The sequence below is a fragment of the Moorena sp. SIO4E2 genome, assembly GCF_010671945.1.
GTDB classification, from domain to species: Bacteria; Cyanobacteriota; Cyanobacteriia; order Cyanobacteriales; family Coleofasciculaceae; genus Moorena; species Moorena producens.
On record NZ_JAAHIE010000279.1, the window covers coordinates 1 to 9,446 of the forward strand.

6 protein-coding genes and 2 pseudogenes are annotated in these 9,446 nt (G+C 43.9%); 6 read left to right on the forward strand and 2 right to left on the reverse strand.

The annotated features are described in order from the left end of the window. Positions 1-271: 271 nt before the first annotated feature. Both F6K37_RS23795 and F6K37_RS23800 read right to left on the reverse strand, forming a co-directional pair. Positions 272-1,078 (reverse strand): aldo/keto reductase, encoded by an 807-nt coding sequence (locus tag F6K37_RS23795; protein WP_008188124.1) that lies wholly within the window; start codon positions 1,076-1,078, stop codon positions 272-274. Between the two features lie 302 nt (positions 1,079-1,380). After that, positions 1,381-2,658: a lipid-A-disaccharide synthase-related protein gene (locus F6K37_RS23800; protein ID WP_287252544.1), complete on the reverse strand. Its 1,278-nt coding sequence runs from the start codon at positions 2,656-2,658 to the stop codon at positions 1,381-1,383. A gap of 441 nt (positions 2,659-3,099) precedes the next feature. On the opposite strand from F6K37_RS23800, the pseudogene F6K37_RS23805 reads away from it, so the two are divergent. From F6K37_RS23805 to cobA, 6 genes and pseudogenes are all read left to right on the forward strand, one after another. Next, positions 3,100-3,582 (forward strand): annotated as a pseudogene (locus F6K37_RS23805) (B12-binding domain-containing radical SAM protein); the annotation flags it as partial. 459 nt (positions 3,583-4,041) lie between these two features. Next, a pseudogene (locus tag F6K37_RS23810) lies at positions 4,042-5,139 on the forward strand (B12-binding domain-containing radical SAM protein); the annotation flags it as partial. A 127-nt stretch (positions 5,140-5,266) separates the two neighbouring features. Next, positions 5,267-5,875, forward strand: coding sequence for a hypothetical protein (locus F6K37_RS23815; RefSeq protein WP_008188120.1), 609 nt, complete (start codon positions 5,267-5,269; stop codon positions 5,873-5,875). Positions 5,876-6,294: 419 nt separating this feature from the next. Continuing rightward, the gene (locus F6K37_RS23820; RefSeq protein WP_008188119.1) at positions 6,295-7,812 is read left to right on the forward strand and encodes a serine/threonine-protein kinase; all 1,518 of its coding nucleotides are present in this window, start codon (positions 6,295-6,297) and stop codon (positions 7,810-7,812) included. Between the two features lie 78 nt (positions 7,813-7,890). Next, on the forward strand, positions 7,891-8,766 hold the full coding sequence (locus F6K37_RS23825) for a sirohydrochlorin chelatase (RefSeq protein WP_287252549.1): 876 nt from the start codon (positions 7,891-7,893) through the stop codon (positions 8,764-8,766). Then, the coding region (gene cobA, locus F6K37_RS23830) for a uroporphyrinogen-III C-methyltransferase (protein WP_287252551.1) at positions 8,763-9,446 on the forward strand (684 nt) is incomplete at its 3' end. The genes F6K37_RS23825 and cobA, both read left to right, overlap by 4 nt.

Below are 9,446 nucleotides of genomic sequence, written 5' to 3' on the forward strand. Positions count from 1 at the left end.
TCCAGAGCAGACCGGGGTGCATCCCAGTTTTGATAAGGGTTTCGTCAATTTTTATTCCCTGCTGCTGCGAATTTGCCCGATCCAAAGTTCCCGACTTCTGCAAGCATTTTATTAGATCATGTTAAGATAATAATTTTAAAAAAATAGCTTCCTTTTCGTAGGTAATCTCCCTCCTAATTCCCTGTTCTCTGTTCTCTGTTCCCTGTTCCCTGTTCCCTGTTCCCTATTACCTACTATTTATAAGTCTTCAACCGCAGATGATATTAACTAATTAAGGCCATTTATTATCGAAGCTATCCTGGCCGGTTCCATAAATTAGATCGCCATAGGTTTGCCAATGGTTTACTTCCTGAAGAGATAACTCAGGAGATTGCAAAATCCTGAGATTTTCAACTAATTCAGATTCGGTTTTAGGTGCAGTGAGGACTAAGCGAATCGCTGGTTGGCGCAGTACCATGCGATAACAGTCAGCAGCACTTGGAGCTGGATTTTTCCAGTCTTTATGCCCTTGCAACAGCGAACCCCAACGAGTGGCAGTAAACCCAACTACTGGAATGTCGGCTTTGAGCGCAGCAGGAAACACTTCTACTTCGGCTTTGCGATGGGCCATGTTATAACGATGCATCAGCACATCACAGGACTGCTTTCTCAATAATTCCACGGCTAATTTGCGGTTATGGGTGGTTGCGCCAACATAGCGGATTAATCCTTCAGTTTTCCAGGTATGGATCTGGTTTAAGGCTACTGCAACCTGGTGGAGATCATCTTTAGGGGAGATATATTCCAAAAAGAACACATCTATTGTATCCACATCAAGCAAAGAACGAACTTGGTCGAAATATTCGCGCAGTTGGTTAAGATCGCGACTGTTACTGCCCGTGGAAACTACCACTTGATCTCGTTGAGCTGCCAGAATAGGCTTTAGTCCTTCTAGGAAACTGGTGTAATTCAGGTTGTAAAAAAAGAAGTAATTGATTCCAGCCTCGTAAGCAATCTCTACACAAGTTTTATCCATTGGGTTTTTAGCTCCCAGACCCAAAATACTGACAGTATTACCACTCAAAGTTTTAATATCCATCGCAATATATAACCTTTATACTTGTTTTTAATGTGTGGAAATTGTAGTTTGAATAGGACTGTTAAAACAGCCCTATATATGCTAGATATAATGGGTGCATCTCACTTTTGCTGTTTGATCCGGTGGTGCGTTACGGGGCGGGCTGTCCCAACCAGGCGCAAAGAGGCGGAAAATGATGGCTAGCCCTTCCCTAACGCACCCTACGCAAAATTTATAAATATGAGATGCACCCGATATAATAGACATCTGAGATGTCTAATTTATAATTCATAATTCATAATTCATAATTCATAATTCATAATTCATAATTCATAATTCATCTTTTCCATCAAACACTTAGCAATCCTAGCTGCTGCCCCTGGTTGACCAAGGCGTCGCTGACCATTTTCTGCTATTAGCTGTAACTTGTCGGGGTTATGGAATAACTCTTTCGCTATACTTGCTACCAATTCTGGTTGCTGTGCTATTACTAACGATGGACCTAACAAGCGAGTTTGGGCTTCGGCAAAAGCAGGGGTATATTGGGGACCAACTCCTGGCATGGCAATGGCTGGTTTTCCTAACCCGACAAATTGCTCTGTGGCTGTGCCTGCCATGGCGATACAGAAATCCCCTTGGAGCAGGCAGAGGTTATAGTCGTTCTGGGTTAAAATCAGTGTGCCATTTTGCTTGGTAAAGGCCAAAGCCCCTTTGTCCTTGAGCTGGAGATTGAATGGATGGGATGGCAAGGTGACCTCAGTCCAACTATGAGCGACTAAAACCTCCCGTAAAGGATCTTGGCTTAATCCTGGAGCAATGGCAGCGAGAAATAAAAGCGATCGCGAAGCAAAAGTATCCAGTAACCCTGATGCTGCCAAGATGATTTGATGCCAATTGTGATCAGCCTCCGGTATTCTGGAACCGGGTAGTAACGTAATAGTTAGGGTACGCTTAGTTTCGTTTAATTCTGCATCTTTGTCATAAACCATTGGTGCTGGATAGTCTGGATAAATCCCATCCATCATCGGATTACCCAGATCAAAAGCTGGGATAGACCACTGCTTTAAGATCTGTGTAGTCAGGGTATCTCTAGGAAAAACCCCTAAACAACGGCGATTAGACATCAGCCAACGCTCCCAAGGCAAATAAACCGAACCTGACCACCCTTCCCAACGGGGTCGATTGGGTAACCATCCCGATTCATCCCGCAAATAGTATTCCGATTTGGCAGTACCAACAAAGCCATAGGGTAAACCACTCCACCAGGCAAACAACAGTGGTACGATATCTCCTACTGCTAGGATAAAGTCCCCTGATTTAGCCCAACGGCGAATTGCTTTTAATTGAGACCAAATCAATTGCACTAAGCCTCCCTGCACATCACGCCACACTTGCTGTTGGGACATATAGATAAATCCACCCGATGGCATCTGCTCAACGGAGCCGATAATGGGGATATCTAATGGCACATAAGCCTTTCCTTCCCCAACTAAGGGTAACGCGGCTAGTTCTGGACAAGTAGAGTAATGTTGCAATTGCTTTAGAATTTGGACAGCAATCACATCCTCTCCATGACCATTGCTCAGGCATAGTAAACGCATGGTTAGTCGGGTTTTAATATAACTAGGACTTTCGTCGGTTGAAGGTTTAAAGTTGAAGGTTGAAGGTTGAAGATTGAAGGTTCAAGGTTGAAGGTTTAAGGTTCGAGGTTGAAGGTTTAAGGTTTAAGATTGAAGGTTCGAGGTTGAAGGTTTAAGGTTGAAGGTTTAAGGTTGAAGGTTCGAGGTTGAAGGTTCGAGGTTGAAGGTTCGAGGTTGAAGACAAGAATGTATAGCGGTTCTGATAGTAATGAGGTAAACAAGATTTTTTCCCGATTCCCGATTCCCGACTCCCGATTCCCGATTCCCGACTCCCGATTCCCGATTCCCGATTCCCGATTCCCGATTCCCGACTCCCGACTCCCGATTCCCGATTCCCGATTCCCGATTCCCTCAATTGAGAACTGCTGTAGTATTGTACTATTCTTGATTTCAACATCAAACGTGAGAGTTTTACTCCTGTCTCCTCTGTTCACGAAATCCTATTGGTCTTTTGATAAAGCCATAGAACTGATCGGCTGCAAAGTCGCCCAACCCCCTATGGGTCTGATTACTGTAGCAGCTATTCTTCCTCAAACCTGGGAATTCCGCTTAGTAGACCGTAATGTTCGTTTAGAAACTGACGCTGACTGGGAATGGGCAGATGTGGTGATCGTTTCCGGTATGATCGTCCAGAAACCTGATATGCTCCACCTGATTGGAGAGGGGAAACGGCGGGGCAAATTGGTAGCCGTTGGTGGTCCTTATGTCACGTCTATAGCAGAGGAAGCTCAAGAAGCAGGAGTAGACTTTCTGATTTTAGATGAAGGTGAGATTACCCTACCGAGATTTGTTGAGGCACTGGCTCTGGGAGAAAGCTCGGGAGTATTCCGTGCTAATGGCGAAAGGGCAGATGTAACCAAGACACCAATTCCCCGCTACGATTTACCAAAAAATTTGGGTAATCGCGCCCCGTCCTTACAGGACGGCTTTTTTTTGTTCGCAACTGAAGGCTCCTTTGGAGCATCTATGTATTGACAGTTTTATCGCACCGTGTTAAGATAAAAACATAACAAAAAAACAATTAATGTTCTAGATAAACATGATCTTGAATAAGTAGACAGTGTAAAAAACCTGTTTTGAGATAATCATGTTGCACAATCAAGTCTAACGATTTGGACGTCTATGAAAGTCTAAGATCAAAAAAATGTTCATCTAAATTTGTTATCTAAATTTGTTAACTTAAATTTGTTAACTATTTTAGGTACGGTGGGGCACACCGAAACCTAGGTCATAGACCAAATACGCTTGTGGAGAGGAGACCTCTATTTTTCCTGGCTCCGGCAAGGGATAACAAGTCACCCCGTTGAAGCAAGAATCCCCGTCCTTCCAGGGCGGGGAGTGTCAATGGAATTGGATGCTTATAGCGAGATGTCGGTACAGTTTTCCCGTGGTTGTCCTTTCGAGTGCGAGTTTTGTGACATCTCTGTGCGATATGGCCGTAAACCACGCACCAAAACCCCGGCTCAAGTCTTGGCTGAATTGGAAACCCTCTATAATCTGGGTTGGCGGCTTCCTGTATTTATAGTTGATGATAATTTTATTGGCAATAAACGCCATGTTAAGCTTCTGTTGCAGGAACTAGCTCCCTGGATGGCAGAGCATGGTTACCCCTTTCCTTTGTCCACAGAAGCTTCTTTGAATCTGGCCGAAGACGATGAACTTTTGGAGTTGATGATTGCTGCCAATTTTAGTTCAGTCTTTGTGGGAATTGAAACACCAAATACCGATAGCTTGACCCTGACCAAAAAACACCAAAACACTCGTCAACCCTTAGCAGATGCGGTTGAGAAAATTAATCGGGCAGGTTTGCGAGTGATGGCTGGCTTTATTATTGGCTTGGATGGGGAAAAACCAGGAGCAGGCGATCGCATTATCGATTTTGTGGAAGCAACCGCCATTCCCCATACAGTTTTTAGTATGTTACAAGCCTTGCCCAATACCGCCCTTTGGGATCGGCTCAAACAAGAGGGGCGTTTACTAGAAGGTAATGAAGAAAATATCAATCAGACAACCCTGACCAATTTTATCCCCACTCGCCCGATAGAACAACTGGCTCAGGAATATGTCAGTTGTTTCTGGGAATTATATAAACCAGAATCCTATTTAGGAAGACTTTATCGGCACTACTTAAACATGAAGCCGAAACCCCATCACCCTAAGTTGGTAATGCCAAAATTGATCTATTTCTGGGCACTGCTAATTATTATCTGGCGCAATGGCATCAAGCGCCAAACCCGCTTCCAATTCTGGGGTCAACTTTTTTCTATCCTCAGGCACAATCCTCAGGTATGGAAACGGTATCTTAGCGATCATGCCTATCTGGAGCATTTCCTTGAATACCGCCAAATTGTCCACGATCAAATTCCAGCACAACTGACTGAGTTTTTGGCAGCACTTGCTAAAACTAGACCTCTTGCAGAAGTGGCGGGGGAAGTGTACTGAGCGAGGGAGGCGTGGTAAGTGTGGTAGATATGATAAGTATGGGGTAATGGGGCGATCGGGTGATGGGGAGTAACCCGATTCCCGATTCCCGATTCCCGATTCCCGATTCCCAATTCCCAATTCCCTCATGTCCTTCGATTCTTATAAAACGATTGGCGAAGTCCTTAAAGAATTTACAATTACTGCTACTGAAGCCAATTATATCCTGGAAACTGACACTGTAATCAGAGAAGCGTTTAAAGAAGATTTAGAGTTTTGTCTTCGAGAATTTACCGTTGAAGAGTCAGAGTATGCTATTTGTGAAACGATTATTTTTCCGCTCTTGAAGGAAGTGTATAGACAGTATCGAGATAAATTTACCTTATGGAGTCATAAACCAATAACCTATGATCAACAGCTGACTGGAATACCCGATTATATTTTAGCAAAGCGGTCTCCCCTTGGCAAACAAATCTTTGAAAATCCCTATTTTGTAGCTGTAGAAGCTAAAAAGGATGATTTTATTAAGGGGTGGGGTCAATGTTTAGCAGAAATGGTCGCAATTCAAAAGCTTAATGACCAATCTGAGCAAACTATATTTGGAATTGTTTCCAATGGTCAAGTTTGGCAGTTTGGTAAACTCAAAGAAAATCTCTATACTAGAGAAATTAACAATTATACAATTTCTGATTTAGAGCGAGTGTATTCAGCAATTAATTATGTATTCAGTCAATGTGAACTAGAACTTGAAAGTTAGAAATAATTATAGTCAGCATTCAGTTATCAGCAGTCAGCATTTAGCTGACAGTAAACTAAAACTATAGCAATCCTAAATCATTTGTAAAATCACTGGACTTCTTAAAAAATAGTTCCAAATCCGGTCCCTTCTGCCTTCTGCCTTCTGCCTTAAAGCAGCCCATTTCTTTCACGAATCAGATAGGATGGCTATATAGTGGTGCGCCCAGGCAATAAGCTGTGACAAGTTAAATGCGTGAAAGCAGTTCCCTCAACAATTGGGCAAAGCTATCGGAGCCGGTAAGCTCGTTAGTTTATACCTAGACATGACAAGCTACTGGATAATGAGTTAAAGTGTACTTAATACTAAAAACTGCTCAAACTTAACAAGTAAAGCTTAAAAAATAATTAAATAGTGTAATTAACAAAAACTAATTACTAATGACCTATTGTGTAATTCCTGGATGCATCTCTCCTCAAAATCCAGACTCAGCTAAATTTTGCAGTAATTGTGGATATAAATTAAGGTTGAAAGACCGATATAGACCCCTTTATCCCATTGGTCGCGGTGGATTTGGTAGAACGTTTTTGGCAGTAGATGAAGATATCCCTTCTCAACCTCACTGTGTTATTAAACAATTTTATCTGGAGAGTCAACACAGAGGGGTTTCCCAAAAAGCCATTGAACTGTTTCACCAAGAAGCGGTGCGATTGGATGAATTAGGCAAACATCCCCAAATTCCTAGCTTGTTGGCACATTTTGAACAGAATGAACAGCTTTATTTGATCCAAGAGTGGATTGCTGGACAAACCCTAAGCAAAGAGTTGCAGCAACAACAGATATACAACGAGAAGCAAATTTGGGCATTATTACAAGATATCTTACCTGTGCTGCAATATATTCATCAGCATCAGGTGATTCATCGGGATATCAAGCCAGAGAACATTATTCGCCGCGACAGCTCTACAAAGGCGAACGTTGCCCAAAGTCCAGGAATTAGCTATAGTTCTCCCACTGTACCCCTGAGCCAAAATCTGATTATTCAATCCCAGAGAAATCCGCGCCGATTATCCTCGAACAAAACCCAACGCCTTCCTCTAACAGAATCAAAGGAGCTGGTACTGATTGATTTTGGTATTGCCAAATTCATCACTGACACAGCTAATGGACAAACAGGTACGGTTATCGGTACCCCAGAATACATGGCACCAGAACAAATTAGGGGGAAAGCCTTTCCTGCCAGTGATCTGTATAGCTTAGGTGTCACTTGCCTTCACTTGCTGACAGGGGTACCACCTTTGGATATGCATGATTCTCTCAATAACTGCTGGGTATGGCGTGATTTCTTGCCATCAGGGAAATCGGTCAGTAAACATTTGGGTAACATCCTGGATAAGTTAGTCCACAATACGGTTAAAAAGCGCTACCAATCTGCGGATCAAGTATTGCAAGCGCTCAACTCGACCTCACCAGCTATCCAGCCAGTGATTCATGCCTGTGCTAGTCAACGGTTAATCTCAGCAGTAGACCTAGACTACACTCGATTACAGGATTTACTAGCTCGAAAAAAATGGCAAGATGCAGACCAAGAAACCTGGGATATGCTATGTCAGTTGGTTAACAAAACCCCAGGCTATTATCTCAATAAGCAAGATATTGCTAATTTGCCCTGTGACCAATTGCTTAAAATTGACCAACTTTGGATCAACTATAGTGGTGGACGCTTTGGTTTTAGTGTTCAAAGCCGGATCTATGAAGCAGTAGGAGAGGATTACTATAGTTTTTGCGATTGCATCAGCTGGCCCGTTCACAACTCCCATCTTCGAGATCAAGACTTCGAGTTCCAACTCCAAGCCCAAGTAGGACATTTGCCATCACGGCGCTGGGTTGGGGGATTTGACTGGTGGCTTCATGCTGGTGCAGTAGCAAGGAAATTAGCGCAATGCAACATTCTTTAGAAATAGTTTATACAAAATTCTCTCTCTAGGGAAGATAGTATTATTTAACACATTCGATCAAGGTAGTTCACTATACTCTTGTCACCCTCATCTGCTTATCTGTTAATCTCCCACGGCAGTCATGACCTGCGTCCCCAGCGGGCTATGGCACAATTGGCTCAGTTGCTGCGAATTCGACTAGCCTCTGAGCAAGCTAAGGCTAGACAGACCATCTCACCGACAATCTTACCGACAATCTCACCACAGGGCAGCAGTGGTGACGGTGATCTGTTAACAGCTAACGGTCTTTCCAGTCAACCTTTAGGTGCGACCCGTGGCGAATTTAATTCGCCAAGTAAGAGCGCACCTTTGGTAGGTACAGCAACTTTAGAACTAGCTGATTTACCCCTACATCAGCAAATTGTCCGATTTGCTCAGCTGGCTAAAGGTGCTGGCTGTCAGGAATTGAAACTATTGCCCCTATTTCTATTGCGGGGAGTACATGTCATGGAGGATATTCCTTGGCAAGTATCTCTAGCGCAACAGAAATTAGGTAGTGAAATGGTGATTCATCTACTGCCTCACTTGGGAGCTAATCCAGCTTTGGTGAGGCTGTTGAGAAATCAATGGGCAAAGCTAGATGGCGATGCCAAGATTTTGTTGTCCCATGGAACGAGCCGCCCTGGGGTTCAAGAAGAAACGGGGGCTGTAGCTAACCAGTTGGGGGCTGTGGCGGCCGACTGGTCAGTACAGCCGTCCCTTTGGGAGCAGGTCTCTATAATAGCAAACTCTGGAGCAAAAAGGATTGCCATTTTGGCATATTTTCTTTTTGAGGGAAGAATTACCGATGCGATCGCACAAATGTTACTGGAGATACAGCAGAAGTTCCCTCAAGTGCAGTTGAATCTCGGAAAACCAATTGGTGTGAGTGAGGCATTAGTGGATTTGATTATGGATGGGATTAGGCAGCAATGAACCACGAAGACATCAAGGATGCGAAGGTAGTGAGCAATCAATGTTTGGGTAAGGTGTATTTGGTTGGGGCAGGTCCTGGAGATCCCGGATTAATGACCTTGAAGGGAAAGGGGTTATTAGAATTTGCAGATGTGGTAGTTTATGATGCCCTAGTCAGTCCGCAAGTGTTGAAGATGATTAATCCCCAGGCGGAACAGATTAATGCCGGAAAGCGCAGGGGTCGTCATTCCATGTTGCAGCAACAGACAACTCAGCTGTTGATTGAAAAGGCCCACTCTCATGCCGTGGTGGTACGGCTGAAAGGGGGAGACCCCTTTGTGTTTGGTCGTGGTGGTGAGGAAATGGGGGATTTGATCGCGGCAGGGGTGCCAGTGGAGGTGGTACCAGGGATAACTTCAGGAATTGCAGCACCAGCCTATCTGGGAATTCCATTGACCCATCGGGATTATAGTTCTTCCGTCACCTTTGTCACAGGTCATGAGTCAGTGGGCAAGTATCGACCTCAGGTGAATTGGAATGCGATCGCAAATGGCTCAGAAACTATTGTGATTTATATGGGAGTTCATAATCTGCCTCGGATTGTCACCGAATTTTGTGAAGCAGGATTGAATCCCCAAACACCAGTAGTGCTGATTCGCTGGGGCACACGACCTGACTCCGAACAGTTGGTTGGAACCTTA

What these genes read in the sequence shown, in the direction of transcription:
- F6K37_RS23795 (WP_008188124.1), bottom strand. Translation starts at nt 1,078, where the DNA reads ATGGATATTAAAACTTTGAGTGGTAATACTGTCAGTATTTTGGGTCTG.
- F6K37_RS23815 (WP_008188120.1), top strand. Translation starts at nt 5,267, where the DNA reads ATGTCCTTCGATTCTTATAAAACGATTGGCGAAGTCCTTAAAGAATTT.
- F6K37_RS23800 (WP_287252544.1), bottom strand. Translation starts at nt 2,658, where the DNA reads ATGCGTTTACTATGCCTGAGCAATGGTCATGGAGAGGATGTGATTGCT.
- F6K37_RS23820 (WP_008188119.1), top strand. Translation starts at nt 6,295, where the DNA reads ATGACCTATTGTGTAATTCCTGGATGCATCTCTCCTCAAAATCCAGAC.